Genomic DNA, 20,587 nt, shown 5'->3' with positions numbered 1-20,587 from the left:
GAAGCCTGTTGACCTTCAATCAAACTTGAAGGTTAGCGTAGCCCCATTCCCCTGTCCTGGAGCTGTCCGATGTCGCTGTTCTCGCCCCTGGCACTGCCCTCCGGTGCCGTCATCCGCAACCGCATCGCCAAGGCGGCGATGGAGGAAAACATGGCCGACGCCGACCACGCTCCCTCCGAAGCGCTGCTGCAGTTGTACCAGCGCTGGGCCGACGGCGGCGCCGGACTGATCATCACCGGCAACGTGATGGTCGATGGGCGCGCCATGACTGGGCCCGGCGGCGTGGTACTGGAGGATGATCGCCACCTCGACCGCTTCACTGCCTGGGCGGACACTGCCCGCTCGCGGGGTGCGCAGATGTGGATGCAGATCAATCACCCGGGGCGGCAGATGCCGGCCGCACTCGGTCAACCCGCGCTCGCGCCGTCGGCCGTTGCATTGCAGATGGGCGCGCTGTCCAAGCAGTTCGCACCGCCGAAGGCGATGACCGAGGACGACATCGACTCGGTGATCGCGCGCTTCATCCGCAGTGCCGAACTGGCCGAGCGCGCCGGTTTCAGTGGCGTGGAGATCCATGCCGCGCACGGCTACCTGCTCAGCCAGTTCCTGTCGCCGTTGTCGAACCGGCGCGAGGACCACTGGGGTGGCAGCCTGGAAAACCGTGCGCGCCTGCTGCTGGAGATCGTGCAGGGTGTACGCGCGGCGGTGGCGCCCACATTCGTGGTGGCGGTGAAGCTCAACTCCGCCGATTTCCAGCGCGGCGGTTTCTCGCCCGAGGATGCGCGCGCCGTGGTGGAGATGCTGGCTCCCCTCGGCGTGGATCTGGTCGAACTGTCCGGCGGCAGCTATGAAGCACCGGCCATGACCGGCGCCGCACGCGACGATCGCAGCGTGGCCCGCGAAGCGTACTTTCTCGAATTCGCACGCGATATCGCCACGGTGGCAACGATGCCGTTGATGGTCACCGGCGGCATCCGCCGCCGCGAGGTGGCAGAACAGGTACTGGCCAGCGGCGTGGCCATGGTCGGCATCGCCACCGCGCTGGCGATCGAGCCGGATCTGCCACAGCACTGGCAGCAGGGCCGCGACCCGGCGCCGACGTTGCGCAACATCAACTGGCGGAGCAAGCCGCTGGCGGCCAGCGCGCACATGGCCGCAGTGAAGTATCAGCTGGGCCGGTTGAGCCGGCGCCGCCCTACCGCACCCACGGTTTCACCGGCGTGGGCACTGCTGCTGGCACAGGCGGTCGCAAAGTGTCGGACCCGCCGCTACCGGCGCTGGATCAGCGCCCGCGCCATCGCACATTGAGCCGCGCGGTCTTCTCATCGCCGCAGCGATGCTCCACCATCTGCAGCGCCGGCGGCAGTCCGCCGCCGGTCGCAGCATGGAGATGGAACCCACGTGGCAGCAGGATCAACCAGGAACCGCGAGAAGCTGCTCGATGACCTGCTCTCGCTGGGCCGCAACTGGGCACTTGCCATCGCCATCGCCGGTGCCGGGGCCGCCGTCCACTACAACGAATCGGTCTACGAGGCCGGGCTCTGGCGCGGCCTGTTGCCCACGCTCTGCTTCCTGGTTGCGATCATCTGGATCGTGCTCAGCATCATCCGCTTCGACCTGACCATCCAGCAGCACTTCGAGCGCAAGCTGTCGCGCTGGCTCAGCCGCCTGCTCTACGTGGTGCTGCTCGGTACCGGCATCACCGCCGTGTTCTTCGTCACCGAGCTGGCAGAGAACAATCATATTGCGCGGATGTGCGACTCGGTAGCCAACGAACCCGGCAGCCGCATCCACAGGTCGGCCGAATGCCAGCGTTTGTATCAGCACCGCGCTGCCTACCGGCAACGGCTGGAATCGGCCGAGGGTGAGTTCGACTGAGGCCTGCGTAGGCCCTGCATCGCGTGCGCAAAAAACACATGGCGTGGATATGTGATCGGGCACAGTGGCTGCGCCTCCCTTGCAGCAAACGAACGCCGCCGACATGCGCCACCCGCCCGCCCCTGCCCGTCACGATGCCATCGCTCTGCAGGCTGGCGTGCTCGGCAGTGTGCTGGGCGTGACGCTGTTCAAGGCGATCGCACTGTCAGCACTGGCGAGTGACTCTTTGATGGTGATCGGGCTGTGGCTGCTGACCTGCGCGCTGCTGGCTGCCTGGGCACTGGCCGCCTGCCTGGCCTGCCTTGCGCTCAGCCGGCGCGTATTCGTGCTGATGCTGGCGCTGAGCATGATGCTGATGATCTGCGTCGCCTGACAGCAGCAGGCGCCGGACTATCGCGCATTTGTTATAGAATAACAAGTGTGATTGGTCGGATTGTCTGCGCCCGGTGTCACGGATTTGAATTCCATGGCCAGCCCGGCACCACCCGAGACCCTCCCATGAACCTGCAGCCCCTGCTCCGCACCACCCTCGCCGCCATCACCCTGGCCTCGCTCAGCGCCTGTGCAACCTATGACGACAGCAACATGCATCAGGCCTGCCAGGAGTCGCCGCATCTGAAGGACCTGCCGCGCGAAGTGGCTGCCCGCGAGAGCCGCTGCAACAAGAGCATGGAAGTGTGGTCGAGCGAGCGCAAGGGCAGTGACAGGCCGATCGACCTGAGCGGCAAGAAGAAGGATCTGTAACCGCACCCGGCGCAGCCCACATCGGCTGCGCCTCCGCCCTGTACGTCAGTCAGCCTCCGGCAGTCCGAACCCGCGCTGCAACGCTTGGCGCAACCCTGCCTGATCACCTCCCGCATCGCAGGCCCACGCGACAATTCCATCGGGCCTCACCAGTACCGCCCCCAGGCCGAGCGCATCGTCCACCGCCGAGGCAATGCGGGTGAACGGCTGTCGCCAACGGTCGACGGGATTGTACGAAGCGCCGTTCTCATCGAGCACAAGCAACACCCCCTGCCCCGTCCTCAGCACCTCTCCCATGCGGCGGCCATCGGCCAGCAGGAAATCCGGCACGCTGCGACCGGCCAATGGATGGCCATCGCCCAGATCGAGCTGTTGCGACACGCCCCAGACCCGTTCGGCCAGATAGGTGGCGCCATCGCGGGTGCCGGCCAGATCGGCCATGACCGCCGCCAACGCGCGCGAACCGGCTCCAGGACGCATCAGCGCAACCTGCGCGCGCGACCAGTCCAGTACGTTGGCGCCAATTGGATGCCGTTCCGCGTGATAGCTGTCCAGCAGCGCCACGTCAGCGTCACCGCGTATCACGCTGGCCAGTTTCCAGCCCAGGTTCATCGCATCGCCGATGCCCAGATTCAGGCCCTGCCCTCCCAACGGGGAATGCACGTGCGCAGCGTCGCCTGCCAGCAGCACGCGGCCGTTGCGATAGGCGCTGGCCTGGCGCGCACCGTCGGTCCAGGTGCTGTGCAGATGCAGCGCGGTGATGGTCACGTCGCGGGCAGACACACGTCGCAGCAGCGATTGCGCTTCATCCAGCGCGAGAGGTTTTCGATGCCCGGCACCGCCATCGAAATCGGCAAGCGCGAGCACACCGGGGGGATTGAAATTGCACATGCCCTGCGCGGTGTACTGACGGCCCGGGGTCAGCACGCCGGGATCTTCCAGATCGACCTGCAGCGAATGACCGGTGAATTCGGGATCCGTGCCGATGAAACTGAAACCGCATTGCTTGCGCACTGTGCTGCGGCCTCCATCGCAACCTACCAGCCAGCGACCACGTACCGCCCCGTCAGCGGTCTCGATCTCCACTTCGGTTGCACAGGCGCGCACCGCCTGTACCGCACGCCCGCGTTCGATGCGCACGCCCAGCGTGGTCGCACGTTCGGCCAAGACCGTTTCCAGGGCCTGCAGCTCCACCGCCATCTGGCTGCCCACCGGCGACGGCAGGCGCCAGGTCCACCGCGTGCGGTCGACGTCGTCCAAGGCAAACGGTATTCCGGCGAAGTGGCCGCCCAGCGCCCGCGGCTGCGCGAGCCAATGGGCGGTGCCGGGCGGCGGCGCCCCCTTCTCGGGCTTGAGCACCTGTGTCGCGGCGACCGCGTCCAACAGGCCGCGCCGATCCAATGCCTCCAGCGTAGGGGCGTTCAAGCCGCGCAGCCCGAATGGCAAGCGCTTCAACGGCGAACCGGCGGATCTGGCCTGTTCCAGCACCAGCACTGAACACCCGGCCTGCGCCAGTTCACAGGACAGGAACAGGCCCACCGGGCCAGCACCGGCAATGACGACGTCGTACAGCATGGGGAATCCTTGTGAGCGCCGGGTCGGCGCTCTGGCGGGTCAAATGTTACACTGGGTGTACGTTTCCACAAGTGAACCGCCCATGACCCCGCCTCCAGGTCGTCGCGAACAGCGCAAGGCCGAGACCCGACAAGCGATTTCGGACGTCGCCACCGAGCTGATCATCCGGCGTGGCTTCGAGGCCGTCTCCATGTCCGAAATCGCCGAAGCCGCGGGCGTCTCACGCAAGACGGTCTTCAACTACTTCGCCAGCAAGGAAGACCTGGTGTTCGATCGCGATGAGGAGGCGCGCATGCTGCTGCGCGAGGGCATGATGGCGCGCAGCGGCATGACCCCGCTGGCGGCCTTCCAGTCACTGGTGCGCGAGTTGCTGGAGGCTGGCCATCCGCTGCTGCGCATCAATGCCGGCGCTGCCGCCTTCTGGGGCACCGTGGCGGAGAGCCCGGTACTGGTCGCGCACGCGCGACGGCTGCAGGCGCAGTTGACTGACGACCTGGCGCGATTGATGGCCGACGCTGCCGGCCGGCCAGAACATGACGCCGAAGCGCGATTGGGCGCGGCCATGCTGCTGGCGTCGATGGTGGCGGCCTATGAGAAGGGATTGGCAAGCCAACTGCAGGGCGAGGACCCGCGTGAGGCCATGCTGCAGCTGATCGTGCGCGGCGCCACCGGGGTACTGGTGGCCTTGGCGGGCACCCCGTACACGGACCCCGGCGCGCGTCCATAACGCATTCGGGGGATAGGTCACGAAGTGTTGCAAATGCTAATCTTTCTCATTTGCAGACGCGCCCCCTCTCCCGATGCCTTTTCCAACGCCCCTGCAACGCGCCTTGTGCCTGGCACTGACCCTGCCCCTGGCAACCCTTGCCCATGCTGTCGAGCCCTCCACTGCCGCGCCAAAGGACCTGGACAAGGTCGAAGTTCGCGGACGTGCACAGACCCTGTACCGGGTGGACGATGCTGCGGTCGGCACCCGCACGGATACACCGCTGGAGCTGGTCCCACAATCGATCCAGGTCATCCCGCGTGAACTGATCGACGATCAGGCCGCGCGTCAGGTGACCGACCTCTATCGCAGCATCAGCGGCATCAGCTACTTCAGCTATGCCGGGGTGACCCTACGCGGCTTCCGCCAGGAGAACGTGCTGTATGACGGCCTGCGCGGCGACCCGTATGCAGGTTTCTCGGTCCCGCAGTTGTTCAACATCGAGCGCGTGGAAGTGCTGAAGGGACCGGCAGGTGCGCTGTATGGCGGTGGTGATGCAGGCGGCGTCATCAACTATGTAACCCGCAAACCGAAAGCCAGTGCCGGACGCAACATCGAGATCCAGCTGGGCGACAAGAACTTCCGTGCCGGATCGATCGAGGGTACCGGGCCGTTGAATGCCTCCGGCAGCGTGCGCTATCGCGCCGGGCTGTATGCCGACAGTGAAAAGGGCGTGCGCTGGAACACCGACAGCGAAAGCGTGATCGGCGACGCCTCGCTGGCCTTCGACATCGGCCAGACCGGCGAGCTGGTGCTGCAGTTCACCGACATCACCCAGAACCTCGGCGGCAACCGCCTGCGCGGCGTGCCGGTGAATGATGCGGGCACCTTCCTGACCGACCGCCGCTGGAACCACAACGAGGCCAGCGACTTCCTCGACATGCGCGCCAAAGTGGCGCTGGCGCAGTACCGCTTCGCACCACGTGACAATCTGGATGTGGACTTCGCCGCTCGCTGGTTCAGCAACAACGAGCACCAGATGTACCACGAGCCGATGGGCCTGATCGATCGTGACCGCGATGGCGTGGCCGAGTGGATGACCCGCCAGCTGCGCAACCAGATCCGCGACAACGAAGCATTCACTGCCAACGGCAATGCAGTCTGGCGGGTGACCACCGGCGCGGTTGAGCACAAGGTGTTGTTCGGTGCCGATGTGTACCAGCTGGATGCGGATTTCACTGCACAGACCGCCAACAGCGCCGACCTTGCCCGTGGAGCGGGGCCGGTGCGCGGTATCGACCTGTTCAATCCCGTGTACGGCGCCAGTACCTGGCACGACTACAACCTGGCGGCCCTGCCCTGGCGCAGCACGTCCACCCGCAGCAAGCGCTATGGCGGCTATCTGCAGGACGAGCTGGCACTGGGCACACGCTGGCATGTGCTGGCCGGGCTGCGCTGGGATGGCTTCAAGGACGACGACCGCATTGCCGGCAGCAGTGTGGACGGCAACGATCTCAGCTGGCGGCTGGGAAGCACGTTCACCGTGCGCGAGGGCCTGAATGTCTACGCCAACGTGGCCAGTGGTTTCGTGCCGCAGAGTGCCGCCAACCAGAATCCGGCCGCTGGCGGACCGTTCGATGCCGAGCGCAGCAAGCAGTGGGAAGTGGGCATGAAGTCCCTGCTGGCCGACCGTGTGACCTTGAACATGGCCGCCTACCGGATCGACCGCAGCAATATCGTGCAGGCCACCGGCGAAGTGATCGGTGGCGTGAACCAGTTGGCCGCGCTCGGCCTGGTGCGCAGTACCGGCATGGAGCTGGATCTGCTGGCCGACCTCAGCGAGCGCTGGGTGCTGAATCTGACCTACGCCTACAACGATGCGCGGGTGAAGGATGCAGGCCCGAATGGCATCACCAACGCTTCCGGCGACCGATTCGCCAATGCGCCGCGCAACAAGCTGGGAATGTGGACGCGCTACGACCTGCCGTCGATCAATTCGGCCATCGGCTTTGGTGCTGACCATGTGGGTGAGCGCGTCAGTCTGGACGGGCAGACGGTCAAGGCCTACACCGTGTTCGACATGAGCTGGAAGACCACATGGAAGCAGTGGCAGTTCCAGGCCAACGTCAAGAACCTGTTCGACAAGGTGTACGCGGCCAGTGGCTTCATCGAACGCAACGGGCATTTCCCGGGCGAGCCACGGCGGGTGTATATGCAGGCGGCTTACAGCTTCTGACGCAGGGCTGGGAGCGGTGATGATGGGGAGGTGGCACCCCACCTCCCCTGTGGGTGTCAGTGCGAGCAGGCCACCAGCATCGAACGGGTGGCCATCTGGGTGGAAGTGAAGCCATTCTTGTTGCCCACCGCGATGGCGTTGCCGTCGTCGCCATCCTTGCTGAAGACTACATAGCCGCCTGGGCACATCTGTCCGGCCTTCTCGTAGCAGCCACTCCAGGCACTGGAGCCGCTGCAGTCGATGGAGACGCCGCGCCGGCCATCAGGGGTAACGGTCATCTTCGCGGTGGTACAGCCACTCAACGCGGCCACGAGCAACAACGGAACGAACAACTTCATGGGTACTCCAGGGGTTGGGGGGCAGCGAGTGGCCGCCAAGGCTGGAGTGCCTGGATTGCGCGAACCTTGCGCCGACAGCGTGTTTCCTGCGTCACCACAGCCGTGCGGAAGATCGGGAAGGCACGCCATGTTCACGCAATGTTCCTGTAATACGGTGCCGGCGCGTGCCGAACCGCCCTGCCACGCCCTTCCTGCCCAAGCCCTGCCGATGCACATCCTGCTGATCGAAGACGAAGCCGAACTGGCCGCCACCCTGAAATCCGCCCTGCAGCGCGAGCGCTACGTGGTGGACCTGGCCAACACGCTGGCACTGGCCCGCGAAGCGGCCCTGTGCGGATCGCACGATCTGGTGCTGCTGGACCGCACCCTGCCCGACGGTGACGGGCTGGGATTGATTTCCCTGCTGCGTGAGCGCAACCCAGGGGTGCCGATCATCGTGCTGAGCGCGCTGGGGCAGCTGCCGGACCGCATCGCCGGCCTGGATGAGGGCGCGGACGACTATCTGGCCAAGCCCTTCGCACTTGAGGAACTGTTCGCCCGCATCCGCGCTGCAGGGCGCCGGCCGAGCGGCATGCAGGTGGAACTGGTCAGCATCGGCCGGTTGGTGTTCGACCCGGCATCGGGTGAAGCCAGTGTGGGCGGGCAACGGCTTGAGCTGCCGCGCCGCGAGATCCGTGTGCTGACCGCGTTGGCCCGGCGCCTGGGGCGCACCGTGCTGCGCGAGTCGATTGAGATGGCAGTGTATGGATTCGATGACGGCATCCATTCCAACACGCTCGACTCGCACGTCTCGCGCCTTCGCCGCAAGCTGGCCGATGCCGATGCAGGAGTAGAGATACACGCCATCCGCGGCGTCGGCTATCTGATGCGGGAAGCCAAGTAATGGCGCGTCGTCCCTCGCTGAAGCGCCCGTTGATCGTCAAAACGCTGATCTATCAGCTGCTGGCGTTGCTGGTGGCGTTCTTCGCGCTGCTGATGGTGCTGATACGTGCCGACAGCGGTGGCTACTACACCATCCAGACCTTCGCGCCGGTGGCGGCCGACGCGGTGCACCGCGACCGCAATGGCGACCTCTACGTGCAGAACACGCCGGAACTGGCCGAACTGCTGAAGGTTGTTCCCGGTGCATGGTTCATCGCCGAGGATGAGCACGGCCACCACGTTACGTTCGGGCCTGTGCCGCCGGCCTATGCCTCGCTGGTTGGCGCACTGGATGGCATCCCCTTTGGCGACCTGCGCGGGCGCGACCGCAGCGATGGCCTGGCCGTCGTGGTCCGCCAGCACAGCGGGCCGGCCGGCAAGCTGACCATCATGGCCCATGGCGAAACCGATACGCTGACCTGGCAGATGGCGTTGGCGGCACACATCATCACCCTGCCGATCTTCCTGCTGCTGGGCCTGGCCACCATCGTCCTGACACCGATCATCGTGAGACGAGCCCTGGCCGGGGTGGAGCGCATCGCCCAGGAAGCCCGCAACATCTCCGCCAGTCGGCGCGGTGTCCGCCTGACAGAAACCGCGGTGCCGGTGGAGATCGCTCCGTTGGTGACGGCGGTGAATGAAGCACTGGAGCGGCTGGACGAGGGGCACGAGCGGCAACGCCGCTTCATCGCCGCCGCCGCGCATGAGCTGCGCACCCCCATTGCGATTCTGAGGGTGAAGGTCGATGCGGCCGACGACGCCACCTCGCGCAACCTGGCCGTGGAAGTGGCACGGTTGGCGACGCTGGCAGAGCAGTTGCTGGATCTGCACCGCATGGACGAAGACGGGCCGAAGGAAACCATCAACCTGGCGCGGGTGGCCAAACGGGTGGCCGCCGATCTGGCGCCGCTGTTGATCCAGTCGGACAAGACCGTAGCCGTGGCGGTGGAATCGCACTTCCCGGTGTTCGGCGAGACCGGCGCAGTGGAGCGGGTAATCTCCAACCTGGTGCTGAATGCTGCCGAACATGGCGGACGCCAGATCATCGTGCGCGTTCAGGGCAGCTGCCTGGAGGTCGAGGACGACGGCCCCGGCATACCGGTCGACCAGCGCGAACGGGTTTTCGAACCCTTCCAGCGGCTGCGGCCGCGGCAGACAGGCGCGGGCCTGGGGTTGAACCTGGTGCGCCAGGTGATCGACCGCCACGGCGGCCACGTCACGATTCTGGATGCGCCTGGCGGTGGTGCATTGATCCGTGTTGAGTTTCCACTGCACCCGGGCGTAACCAGCGCGTCACCGCTGGAGCACTGAACACACCGCGTGCACCTGTGTAACTGGCACCTGTCCATGCGATGCCGGTAGCGAGGACAGGCAAGGTTGCGGCAATGTTCGCTGCACAGCATCGGGGTGTGGCACCTGCCGTGCCACCGCGTTCCGATCTGACAGGAAGCCTGCATGTGACCCAGGGAGCTCCTCCACCATCCTCTTCCACGCGCACTGTGCCACCGCGGAATTCGCCGGGCCTTACCGCTGCCGCGTGGAATCGCCGCCCGCGTAGTGGCCGCGCGCTCGGCCTGGAACATTGGCCGCTCTGGCTGCGGGAAGTTCCCGAAGCCGAGCGCGCAGGTGTATTGATGCGGCTGTTCGGCGCCTTGTTCCTGCTGCTGCCCGGCATTGCACTGGTCGCTTCAACGTATCGGCACGCGAGCGCAGCGGCGGCCGCTGCCGTGCTCCTGTTCGTTGCCGTGCATGCCGCGCTGCATGGGTTGGCGGCATGGCGCGCGGCAACCTCGCGCCCGATGCCACCACTGCTGCGCGCTCTGGATGATCATGCCGCTGGGATAATGATTGCCAGCGCGCTGTTGATCGCCATCGGTGCAGGAATGACGAAGCTGCCTGTTCCAACATTCTTCTGGTTGTTGGCCGGCGTGGTGAGTCAACTCTTCGCTGCGCGATTGTCAGGTCACCGGCTGCGCAACGCACTGCTGGTTCTCGGTAGCGCCCTGCAGTTCATCGCCGTAGCATTGCTCGCCCTTCTTGCCGCACGCTGACACAGCGACAGCCCCGCAAGGTTCACGCAACCCAGCGCATCGAGACTCGACGGCCAACCCCGTCTGCCACGCCAGACGTGTGTCTCTACTGCCGCGAGGACCCGCGATGACCTGTCTCTACTGGATGCTGCGACGATGAGCGCCGCACCACGCAAGCGCCGCCGCGCGCTCATGATTGCTACCGCCCTGCTGTTCAGCGCACTGATTCTGTTCGCATGGTTGCGGCCCGCACCACCTCCGCAACTGCAGGTTGCGCCGGTCGTTCGCGGCAGCATCGAACAGGTGGTGGAAGCCACTGGCACGCTGAAGCCCTCGCGACTGGTAAGCGTGGGCGCGCAGGTCTCCGGCCGCATCGACACCCTGCATGTGAAACTGGGCGACAAAGTGAAAGCCGGCGATCCCATCGCCGATATCGATTCGCGCACGCAGCGCAATGCATTGCTGAGCGCGCAGGCCGCACAGCGCACCGCGCGCGCCAACCGCGATGCACTGGCGACCGACCTGCGCCAGTTCGAGTTGACACTGCATCGGCAGCAGCAACTGGCTGCCGTGCAACTGGTGGCCCGCGCCGACTTCGATGCAGCCCAGGCCAAGGTCGACGCCACCCGTGAACAGATCGCTGCGTTGAACGGTGAAGTTGCACGCCGACAGACCGACGTCGATGTCGCGCAGACCAATCTCGAGTACACCCGCATCACCGCCCCTACCGACGGCACCGTACTGGCCGTGGTCGCGCGCCAGGGGCAGACCGTGAATGCGGTGCAGAGCGCACCGACCATCGTGATGCTGGGCAATCAGGACGTGATGACGGTGTACGCCGAGATCTCCGAGGCTGACGTCGTACACACCGCTGTTGGGCAGGAGGCGTTCTTCACCATTCTTGGTGATGCCGGCCGCCGCTACAGCAGCAGGCTTCGGGATATAGCACCAGCACCGGAATCGATCACCAACGAAGACAGTTCCAGCCTCGCCGCACCGGCGGTTTCGGGTGGCAGCCGCACGGCCATGTACTACAACGGCCAGTTCGACGTGGACAACGCCGATGGCCGCCTGCGCAGCTACATGACCGCGCAGGTTCGCATCGTGCTGGGCCGCGCCAACGATGTACTGACCATTCCCTCGGCCGCATTGGGTGCGCGCGCCGCCGATGGCAGCTACAGCGTGCAGGTCCGTGGTGCCGACGGCCGCGCCAGCACGCGGCGCATCACCACCGGGCTGGATGACCAGATCCAGGTGGAAGTACGCGACGGGCTGAAGGAAGGCGAACAGGTCGTGCTGGCGCAGGCCAACGACGAAGCCACCAGCGCACCCGAGCAACCCGAATGAGTATGACCATGACCGAGCCACTGCTGCGCGTTCGCGGCGTACGCCGTGAATTTGCCGCAGGCGAGCAGACACTGGTGGTACTCGACGGCATCGACCTGGATATTCACGCAGGTGAACTGGTGGCCATCGTAGGCCAATCCGGTTCTGGCAAGTCCACGCTGATGAACATCCTGGGTTGCCTGGATCGCCCTTCCGCCGGCGTCTATCAGATCGCCGGGCGCGAGACCGCGCAGATGTCGCCTGATGAACTGGCCGAACTACGCCGCGAGCACTTCGGCTTCATCTTCCAGCGCTACCACCTGCTGACCGATCTGACTGCACTGAGCAATGTGGAGGTGCCTGCGATCTACGCCGGCATGCCTGCCGAAGCACGCCATGCACGGGCAGCCACCCTGCTGTCGCGGCTGGGTCTGGGCGAGCGCATGCAGCATCTCCCTGGCGAGCTCTCGGGCGGCCAGCAGCAACGCGTTTCGATTGCGCGTGCGCTGATGAATGGTGGCGCGGTGATCTTCGCCGACGAACCCACGGGTGCGCTGGATACGCATTCCGGAAAAGAGGTGATGAAGATCCTCGGCGAGCTGCACGCCGAGGGCCATACTGTGGTGCTGGTCACGCATGACATGGCCGTGGCCGAGCATGCGCAGCGCATCATCGAAATCCGCGATGGGCGGATCGTGGATGAGCGTGCAACCGGTACAGCTCTGGCAGCGGGCGTGGCGACGCCAGCCGCGCCCCAATCCGTGGGTAGCAGCGGCTGGCAGGTCTGGCGGGACCGGTTCGCTGAAGCCTTCCGCATGGCACTGCGCGCGATGAACGCCCACCGCATGCGCACCTTCCTGACCATGCTCGGAATCATCATCGGCATTGCTTCGGTCGTGGCGGTGGTAGCACTGGGCACCGGTGCACGGCAGGCCATCCTGTCCAACATCTCCTCGTTGGGTACCAACACCATCGAGATCTATCCCGGTTCCGGTTTTGGCGACCTGCACTCGGCGCGGGTGGAAACACTCACCCCCGGCGACAGCGTGGCCCTGGCCCGGCAGCCATTCGTGGACAGCGCCACCCCGGGTGTTGCCACCAGCGGCACCGCCCTGCGCGGCAACCGCTCTGCCAGTGTGCAGGTGCAGGGCGTCAGCGAGCAGTACTTCCGCGTGCATGGCCTGAAGCTCGGCGAGGGCGCCTTCTTCGGTCCACCCGGCGTGGCCGGCTACCAGCAGGTGGTGGTTATCGACGCCAATACCCGCGCACGCTTCTTCGCCGCGACCGACAATCCGATCGGGCAGACCCTGCTGCTGGGCAATGTCCCGGTGCGCGTGGCGGGTGTGGTGAAGAAGGACGCCGGTACGGCCGGTGATGCATCGCTGCTGCGAGTATGGCTGCCCTACACCACCGCAATGGCGCGCGTACTGGGGCAGAGCCACGTCTCCAGCATCACCGTGCGCGTCTCGGATGCGATCAGCATGGAAGCGGCTGAGCAGGCCATCGGGCGACTGCTGACTCGCCGCCACGGCAGCACCGATTTCTACATGAGCAACAACGCGCAGATCCGTAGATCCATTGAACAGACCACTGGCATCCTGACCATGATGATCAGCTCCATCGCTGCCATCGCACTGGTGGTGGGCGGGATCGGGGTGATGAACATCATGCTGGTCTCGGTGACCGAGCGAACCCGCGAGATCGGCGTGCGCATGGCGGTGGGCGCGCGACGCAGCGACATCCTGCAGCAGTTCCTGATCGAATCGGTGCTGGTCTGCCTGCTCGGTGGCGTGCTCGGCATCGGCGTGGCGCTGGCGCTGGGCGCGGTGATGGAGCTGGCCGATGCGGGCTTCAGCCTGGTGTTCTCCGTCAATTCGATTCTGGCTGCATTCGTGTGTTCCAGCCTGATCGGCGTTGGTTTCGGCTTCCTGCCGGCACGCCGTGCCGCACAGCTGGATCCTGTGGAGGCGCTGGTTCGATAGCCGCTGCAATTGCTCGCCCTGACGGCAGGTTCGCGCAATGTCTGCAGGGTGTACTACGGCTACCAACGATGTCCGCACAGGAGCTGGACGATGTTTCTGAAGACAGGAAGAACCGCGCTGATTCTGGCGGTCACTGCGCAGCTGGTGTTGATGCCGTACGCCGGCGACGCCCATGCGCAGCGTGGCGACCGCTACAACCCGCAGTGGAACCAGGACTACCGCGATCGGGAGCGCGATGCATGGGAACGGCGCGAACGTGAGCGGAATCATGAGCGCGAACGCGAGCGCCGGCACGATGCCAAGACCGCCGGTGTCGTGGTGGGCGTGGTAGGTGCAGCGGTGGTGGCCGGCGTGATTGCCGCTGCCGCCAAACGCGAGCGTGAGACCCGCGAGCGCGCCGACTACTGCATGAACCGCTACGGCAACTACGACCGCCGCAACGACACCTATCGCGGCGCCGACGGCTACACCTATCCCTGCCGCTGACTTGTATCTCTCAAGGAAAAACCACCCATGACCAGGATCACTCTATTGATCGCGCTGTGCGCTGCTCCGTTGCTGGCCCAGGCCTCACCGACCGACCCGAAGCAGGCCTACATCGACGCCACATTCACCGCCATGGATGCCAACAACGACGGACGCGTTGACAAGGTCGAGTACGCGAAATTTCAGCAGGAACGTTTCAGCAAGCAGGCCGATTCCATCGACGCCGCGTTTTCCGCGATGGACAGGAACAAAGACGGCAGGATCAGCAAGGAGGAAGCCAACGTGGTGCCGGAGATCGCGAAGTACTTCGCGGGCCTGGACACCGATGGTGATGGCTATCTGTCGCTGAAAGAGATGCAACAAGCCATGGTGGCCGCTCAGACTGCAGACGCGCCAACAAAGTAAATCCAGGGCGGGGCGCTGAAGATGGATACCCATCCGGGCGCGGTGCGGGTTGAATACACCCTCTTCCCACGTTAGCCTCCGAGGTGCCCAAGGAGGGCTATCAACGGAGTGAAGCATGAAGATTGGATTCAAGCTGTCTGTTGCTATTGCGGCTGCTGCACTGACCCTGGGAATCGGCAGTGCCTCCGCGCAGTCCCGCTGTACCCCGTGCTACACCGCGTACGAGGCCTGCCTCGCAGCGGGCAATGGCGAGAAGGTGTGCTACCCGGCTTTTGCCCGCTGCCTGCGGAACAGCGGCTGCACCATCCCGTAAGTCACGCACTGCCGTGATGTGTGCCGGCCCCCATTTCGGGGGCTGGCATTGGCTGCCAGGCGCTGCCCCTTGCTACTGAAGAGGTTCCATACGCGTGGGCGGAGTGATTTCATCCCATCCGCATCGCGTTATTTTCGCGCGCCTGCACTTCGATATCCTGCTGGTGTTGCCCGACGGTCTGCTGCCGCTCCAGACTGGCGGCTTCCATCTGCTGCAGCGACTGCGCAACCGGCGTATGCACTGCTACATCTGTTGGCATTGAAACGCGCAGGTGGGCGGGATCGTTCATCTCGCCCTGCACCACGAACACGTTCCGCCCTGCGGGAGTGTCGGCCGTCTGGGCGCTCAGCAGCACGTGATCGGCGCGTTCAAGCTGGTTGCGGCGGGCCAAGGCCATCACGCTCGCCACAAGACGCTCGCTGTTCTCATCGTGGGTGCGCCCGGCGCTGGCATCGATCGCGGCAACGCCTTCGCGCACCTGCTGCATCAGTGCGTACTCCCGATGGCCTGGGCCGATGTCCGCCAGGCGGGTCAGCGCCTGTGAGGGATCCGGCACGTCGTCCACCGCTGCGGTCAGCGGGCTGCGGGTAATGGTCCGATACGGGTCGTCCGGGTGGAACTGGGTACGTTTTTCCTGGCGTTCCAGACGAACCTCGCGCGCGTCGTTGAGTTCAGCGATACGGGCGGGATCGGTGATCTCGCGCAGCGACATGTGACCGCCGCCCGCATTGACGCTGGCCCATTTTCTGTCCGCTTCGAAGTACATCGCGTAATAGCTGTTGCCACCGATGATGTTCGGATCGACCGCCGAGCGCCCTTCCAGGGCCTGGGTGGCTTCCAGCACACTCAACCGGGTCAGGTACTGGCCGCCCTTCGTCCATCCCATCTGGCTGATGGCATCGACGCTGGTGTTGCCTACGCGGGGGCCTCCGGCGTAGTCGTTGTTGAGCATGTTGGTCCAGATCTGTTCCAGCTTCTCGGGGCCGCTCTTCTGCTCCGCCGCCTGCAGCAGCACGCGCGGCGTCCAGCAGTTGGGATCAAGCTCATGCCGTTCAAATGCCCGGTCGTGGGCCAGCATCACATCCTTGCCGGGAAGATTCAGTGCCAGGTCTGGGCGGCGTTCGTTCATCCACTGCCGCCGCAGTTCAAGATCTCTTTCGAGCAGGGTCTGCCCGAAGGACTCCCATTGCCGCTCGGTCAACTGTGCATTCGAGAAACGGGATCCCTCTTCCTGCTGGGTCTTCGCGTAGCTCTGTGCATAGCTGTTCGCTACGCGCCCCGGCAGGCTGTCATTGCGTACAACACCCAGCGCCAGTGTCCCGTACCCATCGGCGCCCGGCAGCTGCGACAGGTAGTTCCAGTAAAGCTCGCGGTTGCCATCTCTGGCATAGCTGCCAAGGATTCTGAGATCGTGTTCGGTCAATCCACTCATGCCTTACCCCTTCTCTTCCCTGAACCACCGATCACTTGGACCGGGTGCGCGCGATGACATCCCTGACGGCCTCTTCCATACGCTTCCAGTCCTTCAGAAACGCTCTCTTGTAGTCCAGGCTGATGGACAGCCTGTTGTCGATGTCCACGAAATAGTGAACGCAGCCCGCTGCCACTTCTCCCGGCTCGCTGATCACCTCGCCCCCCTCCAACCGCACGCCATCGCGTCGGAATTCCTCGCCGTCACATTTGATGAACGAGCTGATCCGGCCATCGCCCTGGCGTGCGATGTACCAGTCTCTCTCATAGGCCGGATTGCGGACAGGCGGCTTCCCGTACCGCGCCTCATGCTTCTTCGCGTACAACACCATCTTCGCTTCATCGATTGCATAGGGCGTCAGACCCAAGGTCTCCGGCTGTGCAACGCGTTGATCGAGACGGTCCCTGGGATCCTCCCTTTCCACAGAGCCCTCCTCCGTGATGGCTTCATTTGACGACAGCCTTGAGAGCAGTGTTTCGACGGGAACCCGATCAACGTAGTTGATCCGAATGGGAATCTCCTTCCGGAAATCATTCGTACGTGGGTTCGCCCGGGCGCCCGGCGGCGTCGGCTTCATGTCCGGCCATTCGATGACCAGGGTCACACCTTCTCCGGGCCACGGTGCGATCTGGCTGTCCAGATAATTGGCCGGAATGCGGAAGGTATTCGGCCCGAGCTTCACGTCCACGGGCGCATCGGTATAGGTGTGGCCGTTGATCGTGCGGCCGGTCTGGGTTGCGCCGGACATGGCGGGATTCCTTTCATTCTCGGTGGACGGCGGCCGTGCACACGCGCTGGCACTCACTGCGACGGCAAGTGCCAGCGGCAGACAACGGCGGGGGGACATCACGTGCATGGGCATTCCATTGCAGGGCTCCTGGGCCACTATAGGCAAGCGGGCGTCAACGGAACAGGAACCGCATCGCGGTCTTTCACGGAACCAGGCAGCATTCCAGCTGCAGCGACAGGGCCTGGCAGGCGTTGAACAGCCCGTCGACCAGCGCTGCGGACGGGCAGCAGGCGGGATCGTCGCTCTCCCGCGCCACATGCGCGGCATGCAGCAAGGCGGTAAGCGCAGTGATGCCCGACGCGCTGCGGGTGCCCAGGGCCAGATCGAAGGCTCGGCCTGGGCTGAGCCGGGTTTCGGTCCAGGGCTGGCCGTCGGCGCGCAGATTCCCGCCATACGATTCAAGGTGCGCGAAGAACGCTGAGGGCACGACGGACTCCGCAGATTCACAGAGCGCGCCTTCCAGCTTCTCGGCCAGGGCCGCGGGAAGATCGCGCACTGCGGTGCCGAGCAGCTCGCGCAGGCGGGGAACGTCAGGGGTACGGTCAGGCATGGCGACAACCTCACGGTGTGGCCACCTGCAGATGCAAGGTGGCGGACGGTGCGGGTTGGCGTGCCGGATACGTACCACTAAAGCCGGCGGATCAGGAGATCCCCACGCACCGTCCGCCATGAACTGGCAGGCGGTGCATTGTCGCGGCTGCCGCCAAGGCAGCAAGCACGACCGGTAGTGGTACGTAAGTTCGGGACGCCAATCCCGGCCAGGGCGAGTGCCTTGGCGCGGGCATGATTGCCGCACTGAACCTGCACTGAGAAGTAGGAAAATCCCGCTCTGACGCGGTCTTACGCCGGTAGCGTCACGGCATGGCGGGTTATCCATCGACTGATGCACTTCGCCAGCAAACGTGCCCGGCTGGCGTGCGCTATCTGGACACCCTATCCAGCCATACACGACACGTCCATCGAGACACACGCTGCCCACTGGTGACCGCGGCCGTTGGCGAAACCGAAGTGCGCGCGCAGCGAAAGCACGTACGCGGCCCCTTCATCCTTCAGCTGTTGGCGTCCTCGCTCTTATGGCCGCGATAGGTTTCACCCCACTCGCGCATGGCAAGGAGTACCGGCACCAGCGTGCGCCCGAATTCAGACAATTCGTATTCCACCTTCGGCGGCACTTCCGGGTACACGTGGCGGATCACCACGCCGTCAGCCTCCAGTTCCCGCAGCTGGCTGGTCAGCATGGACTGGGTGGCGTTGGGCACACGCCGCGTCAGCTCCATGAAGCGTCGCTTTCCTGTCATCAGGTGAAACAGAATGATCGGCTTCCACACGCCGCCCATCACCGACAGCGTGACTTCCACCGCGCAACCGCTCTTGCCGTCCCAACGCCTGCTACGCATGCATACTCCGGAAAACCATAGTACCTACGGAAAATCATCGTTCTTGTTGCGATAACGGTGCGAGCCTAGCATGGGCTCATCCACTGAACGTGAGACCGCACCATGAGTTTCAAGGCACTGCTGACCCGCAAGACCAACGACGGCGTTTCCACGGAGCTGGTCGATTTCGATGAAGCCAACCTGATGGATGGCGACGTGCTGGTGCAGGTCGAGTACTCCACGCTGAACTACAAGGACGCGCTGGCCCTCACCGGCACGCGCCCGGTGATCCGGACGTTCCCGTTGATCCCTGGCATCGATCTGGCTGGCGTTGTACTGGAATCGGGCAATGCCGGTTTCCAACCCGGTGACCGCGTGGTGTTGAACGGCTGGGATCTCAGCATGGGCCACCACGGCGGCCTCGCCCAGCGTGCCCGTGTTCGCGGCGAATGGCTCAACAGGATTCCCGCCAACCTGAGCACCCGCGACGCCATGGCCATCGGCACAGCAGGCTATACCGCCATGCTGTGCGTGCTGGCACTGGAAGATGCAGGCGTGACGCCCGGGAAGGGCGATGTGCTGGTCACCGGCGCCAACGGCGGCGTCGGCTCGATTGCGGTGGCGATCCTGTCCAAGCTTGGCTATCGCGTAGTGGCTGCCACCGGGCGACCTGAACACGCCGAGTATCTGCACAGCCTGGGCGCCGCCGAGATCATCGACCGCGCGCAGCTTTCAGCCCCGCGCGAGCGGCCGGTGAGTGCCGAGCGCTGGGCCGGCGTGGTCGATGTGGCGGGCGGCCCCACCCTCGTCAACGCCATTGCCGAGACGAAATACCGTGGCGCAGTGGCCGCCTGCGGGCTGGCGCAGAGTGATGATCTGCATGGCTCGGTGCTGCCCTTCATTCTCCGCAACGTGACGCTTGCCGGCGTGGATTCGGTGAATGCGCCGCAGGCCGTCCGCCAGCGCGCCTGGGATCGTCTTGCCACCGATCTGGACCCGCAGAAGCTGGAAAGCACCGTGCAGTTGATCGGGCTTGCCGGCGTGCTGGACGTCTACGACCAGATCATTCCGGGCAAGGTGCGTGGGCGGATTGTTGTGAATGTGAATGCGTGACGGCAGGCAGTCCCGCGGTGGCACGCTGCCGCCGCGGGGCCGATGCCGTGCTGTGCGTCAATGCAGCGCTATTCTGAAACTTCAATCGGCAGCTTGCATTCGCTGCGGAACTTCCCCGCTTTCCGGTCCAGTTCAGCACGTAGCTTCGGAATCTTCGCCAGCTTGCTGCGCATCGTCGCGATGGGCAGCACGCCCTTGGCGTAACTTTCCGTCACACCCAGAGCGTTAGGCGCACCGCGGATGTGCCACACCAGTTTTTCCAGGCCCGTACCGTAAGCCAGCAGCGTATCCAAAGACAGAAAAGCCCTTCCGCCGAGGTTTCCGTTTCGGAGGCGATTCCAGTCCATATTGCCTGTCAGGCTGGTGGAGTAGACCGAAAACTGCTTGTTCGGATCTTCCGACCGATACAGGTGTATCCAGGTGTGTCCGGGATCCTTCGGCTCCTGGCCGATTTCCTTGGCGTCAAAACGGAAACCCATGACCACTACGACCTCAGCCTCTGGAACAGCCTTCTGGCGCGTCGCGTCTTGTGGCCAGTAGTAATTCAGGGTCCAGCTGCTGGCCATGCCAGTGCCGAATGGCGTGCTGTTTGACGTCCATTCGTAGGTGTCGCGCGATGCGGTGGCACCCGTTGCTGCGTCCACCTCCCGGGACACACTCCATGTTCCGTCCGCCTCTTCAGTCCAGAAGCCACAGAACAGTGATGGGGTGGGCGATTGCGCCGCCACAGGCAGTGCTGCCAAAGACAGTACAACAGCCAGAAGGCAGTTGCGGCCAGATGTAGAGAACATTCCTGCAGGCATTGGATTCCTTCCCGGGGCGCCATCCACGGAGTGGTCGCAGCCATCCGCTACGGCATGGCGACAGCCTAACCCACTCCGACCGCACGGCAACAGT

22 protein-coding genes are annotated in these 20,587 nt (G+C 64.7%); 15 read left to right on the top strand and 7 right to left on the bottom strand.

Features of this window, described 5'->3' with window-relative positions:
* The first annotated feature begins 69 nt into the window (after window positions 1-69).
* From QRO95_RS10845 to QRO95_RS10830, 4 genes are all read left to right on the top strand, one after another.
* Complete coding sequence (locus QRO95_RS10845; protein ID WP_285302531.1) at window positions 70-1,308, top strand: NADH:flavin oxidoreductase/NADH oxidase family protein; 1,239 nt, start codon at window positions 70-72, stop codon at window positions 1,306-1,308.
* A gap of 93 nt (window positions 1,309-1,401) precedes the next feature.
* Window positions 1,402-1,878 (top strand): hypothetical protein, encoded by a 477-nt coding sequence (locus QRO95_RS10840; protein ID WP_049398236.1) that lies wholly within the window; start codon window positions 1,402-1,404, stop codon window positions 1,876-1,878.
* Window positions 1,879-1,981: 103 nt separating this feature from the next.
* Window positions 1,982-2,251 carry a hypothetical protein gene (locus QRO95_RS10835; RefSeq protein ID WP_285302530.1) on the top strand — a complete coding sequence of 90 codons (270 nt, stop codon included), beginning with the start codon at window positions 1,982-1,984 and terminating at the stop codon, window positions 2,249-2,251.
* 125 nt (window positions 2,252-2,376) lie between these two features.
* Window positions 2,377-2,622: a hypothetical protein gene (locus QRO95_RS10830; RefSeq protein WP_197615117.1), complete on the top strand. Its 246-nt coding sequence runs from the start codon at window positions 2,377-2,379 to the stop codon at window positions 2,620-2,622.
* 45 nt (window positions 2,623-2,667) lie between these two features.
* Here the strand turns inward: QRO95_RS10830 and QRO95_RS10825 are convergent, their stop codons facing one another.
* Window positions 2,668-4,197 (bottom strand): FAD-dependent monooxygenase, encoded by a 1,530-nt coding sequence (locus QRO95_RS10825; protein ID WP_285302529.1) that lies wholly within the window; start codon window positions 4,195-4,197, stop codon window positions 2,668-2,670.
* 82 nt (window positions 4,198-4,279) lie between these two features.
* Between QRO95_RS10825 and QRO95_RS10820 the strand changes: the two genes are divergently transcribed.
* Window positions 4,280-4,924 carry a TetR/AcrR family transcriptional regulator gene (locus tag QRO95_RS10820; protein WP_049398239.1) on the top strand — a complete coding sequence of 215 codons (645 nt, stop codon included), beginning with the start codon at window positions 4,280-4,282 and terminating at the stop codon, window positions 4,922-4,924.
* Window positions 4,925-4,997: 73 nt separating this feature from the next.
* A complete protein-coding gene (locus tag QRO95_RS10815; protein WP_285302528.1) occupies window positions 4,998-7,139 on the top strand; it encodes a TonB-dependent siderophore receptor in 2,142 nt (713 codons plus the stop codon).
* 56 nt (window positions 7,140-7,195) lie between these two features.
* On the opposite strand, the gene QRO95_RS10810 is transcribed toward QRO95_RS10815, so the two are convergent.
* A complete protein-coding gene (locus tag QRO95_RS10810; protein WP_049398241.1) occupies window positions 7,196-7,477 on the bottom strand; it encodes a hypothetical protein in 282 nt (93 codons plus the stop codon).
* Window positions 7,478-7,685: 208 nt separating this feature from the next.
* Here QRO95_RS10810 and QRO95_RS10805 point away from each other — a divergent pair, with 208 nt between their 5' ends.
* The 8 genes from QRO95_RS10805 (at window position 7,686) to QRO95_RS10770 (ending at window position 14,940) form a co-directional block, all read left to right on the top strand.
* On the top strand, window positions 7,686-8,360 hold the full coding sequence (locus tag QRO95_RS10805) for a response regulator transcription factor (RefSeq protein WP_049398287.1): 675 nt from the start codon (window positions 7,686-7,688) through the stop codon (window positions 8,358-8,360).
* Window positions 8,360-9,709: a HAMP domain-containing sensor histidine kinase gene (locus tag QRO95_RS10800; protein ID WP_049463026.1), complete on the top strand. Its 1,350-nt coding sequence runs from the start codon at window positions 8,360-8,362 to the stop codon at window positions 9,707-9,709. The genes QRO95_RS10805 and QRO95_RS10800 overlap by 1 nt, the downstream gene beginning before the upstream one ends.
* A gap of 323 nt (window positions 9,710-10,032) precedes the next feature.
* Window positions 10,033-10,449 carry a hypothetical protein gene (locus QRO95_RS10795; RefSeq protein ID WP_180845091.1) on the top strand — a complete coding sequence of 139 codons (417 nt, stop codon included), beginning with the start codon at window positions 10,033-10,035 and terminating at the stop codon, window positions 10,447-10,449.
* Between the two features lie 135 nt (window positions 10,450-10,584).
* The gene (locus QRO95_RS10790) at window positions 10,585-11,775 is read left to right on the top strand and encodes an efflux RND transporter periplasmic adaptor subunit (protein WP_285302527.1); all 1,191 of its coding nucleotides are present in this window, start codon (window positions 10,585-10,587) and stop codon (window positions 11,773-11,775) included.
* Window positions 11,776-11,777: 2 nt separating this feature from the next.
* Window positions 11,778-13,736, top strand: a complete 1,959-nt coding sequence (locus QRO95_RS10785) for a MacB family efflux pump subunit (protein ID WP_343237328.1) — start codon at window positions 11,778-11,780, stop codon at window positions 13,734-13,736.
* A 90-nt stretch (window positions 13,737-13,826) separates the two neighbouring features.
* Window positions 13,827-14,222: a hypothetical protein gene (locus QRO95_RS10780; RefSeq protein ID WP_285302525.1), complete on the top strand. Its 396-nt coding sequence runs from the start codon at window positions 13,827-13,829 to the stop codon at window positions 14,220-14,222.
* Between the two features lie 27 nt (window positions 14,223-14,249).
* Window positions 14,250-14,627 (top strand): EF-hand domain-containing protein, encoded by a 378-nt coding sequence (locus tag QRO95_RS10775; RefSeq protein WP_071227579.1) that lies wholly within the window; start codon window positions 14,250-14,252, stop codon window positions 14,625-14,627.
* A 115-nt stretch (window positions 14,628-14,742) separates the two neighbouring features.
* Window positions 14,743-14,940 carry a hypothetical protein gene (locus tag QRO95_RS10770; protein WP_032128612.1) on the top strand — a complete coding sequence of 66 codons (198 nt, stop codon included), beginning with the start codon at window positions 14,743-14,745 and terminating at the stop codon, window positions 14,938-14,940.
* 109 nt (window positions 14,941-15,049) lie between these two features.
* Here the strand turns inward: QRO95_RS10770 and QRO95_RS10765 are convergent, their stop codons facing one another.
* The 4 genes from QRO95_RS10765 to QRO95_RS10750 form a co-directional block, all read right to left on the bottom strand.
* Window positions 15,050-16,372, bottom strand: a complete 1,323-nt coding sequence (locus QRO95_RS10765; RefSeq protein ID WP_201116622.1) for an XVIPCD domain-containing protein — start codon at window positions 16,370-16,372, stop codon at window positions 15,050-15,052.
* Between the two features lie 31 nt (window positions 16,373-16,403).
* Complete coding sequence (locus tag QRO95_RS10760; protein WP_032128614.1) at window positions 16,404-17,267, bottom strand: hypothetical protein; 864 nt, start codon at window positions 17,265-17,267, stop codon at window positions 16,404-16,406.
* 76 nt (window positions 17,268-17,343) lie between these two features.
* Window positions 17,344-17,751, bottom strand: a complete 408-nt coding sequence (locus QRO95_RS10755; protein ID WP_285302524.1) for a hypothetical protein — start codon at window positions 17,749-17,751, stop codon at window positions 17,344-17,346.
* 499 nt (window positions 17,752-18,250) lie between these two features.
* Complete coding sequence (locus tag QRO95_RS10750) at window positions 18,251-18,598, bottom strand: helix-turn-helix domain-containing protein (protein ID WP_049398249.1); 348 nt, start codon at window positions 18,596-18,598, stop codon at window positions 18,251-18,253.
* Window positions 18,599-18,700: 102 nt separating this feature from the next.
* On the opposite strand from QRO95_RS10750, the gene QRO95_RS10745 reads away from it, so the two are divergent.
* A complete protein-coding gene (locus QRO95_RS10745; RefSeq protein WP_032128616.1) occupies window positions 18,701-19,690 on the top strand; it encodes an MDR family oxidoreductase in 990 nt (329 codons plus the stop codon).
* Window positions 19,691-19,758: 68 nt separating this feature from the next.
* Here QRO95_RS10745 and QRO95_RS10740 read toward each other — a convergent pair whose 3' ends face one another.
* Window positions 19,759-20,493 (bottom strand): hypothetical protein, encoded by a 735-nt coding sequence (locus tag QRO95_RS10740; protein ID WP_285302523.1) that lies wholly within the window; start codon window positions 20,491-20,493, stop codon window positions 19,759-19,761.
* Window positions 20,494-20,587 lie beyond the last annotated feature (94 nt).

Source organism: Stenotrophomonas maltophilia group sp. Smal13, from assembly GCF_030236855.1.
Lineage (GTDB): Bacteria > Pseudomonadota > Gammaproteobacteria > Xanthomonadales > Xanthomonadaceae > Stenotrophomonas > Stenotrophomonas maltophilia_A.
The sequence above is the reverse complement of the archived record's forward strand: the minus strand, read 5'-3'. Positions and strand labels throughout refer to the sequence as shown.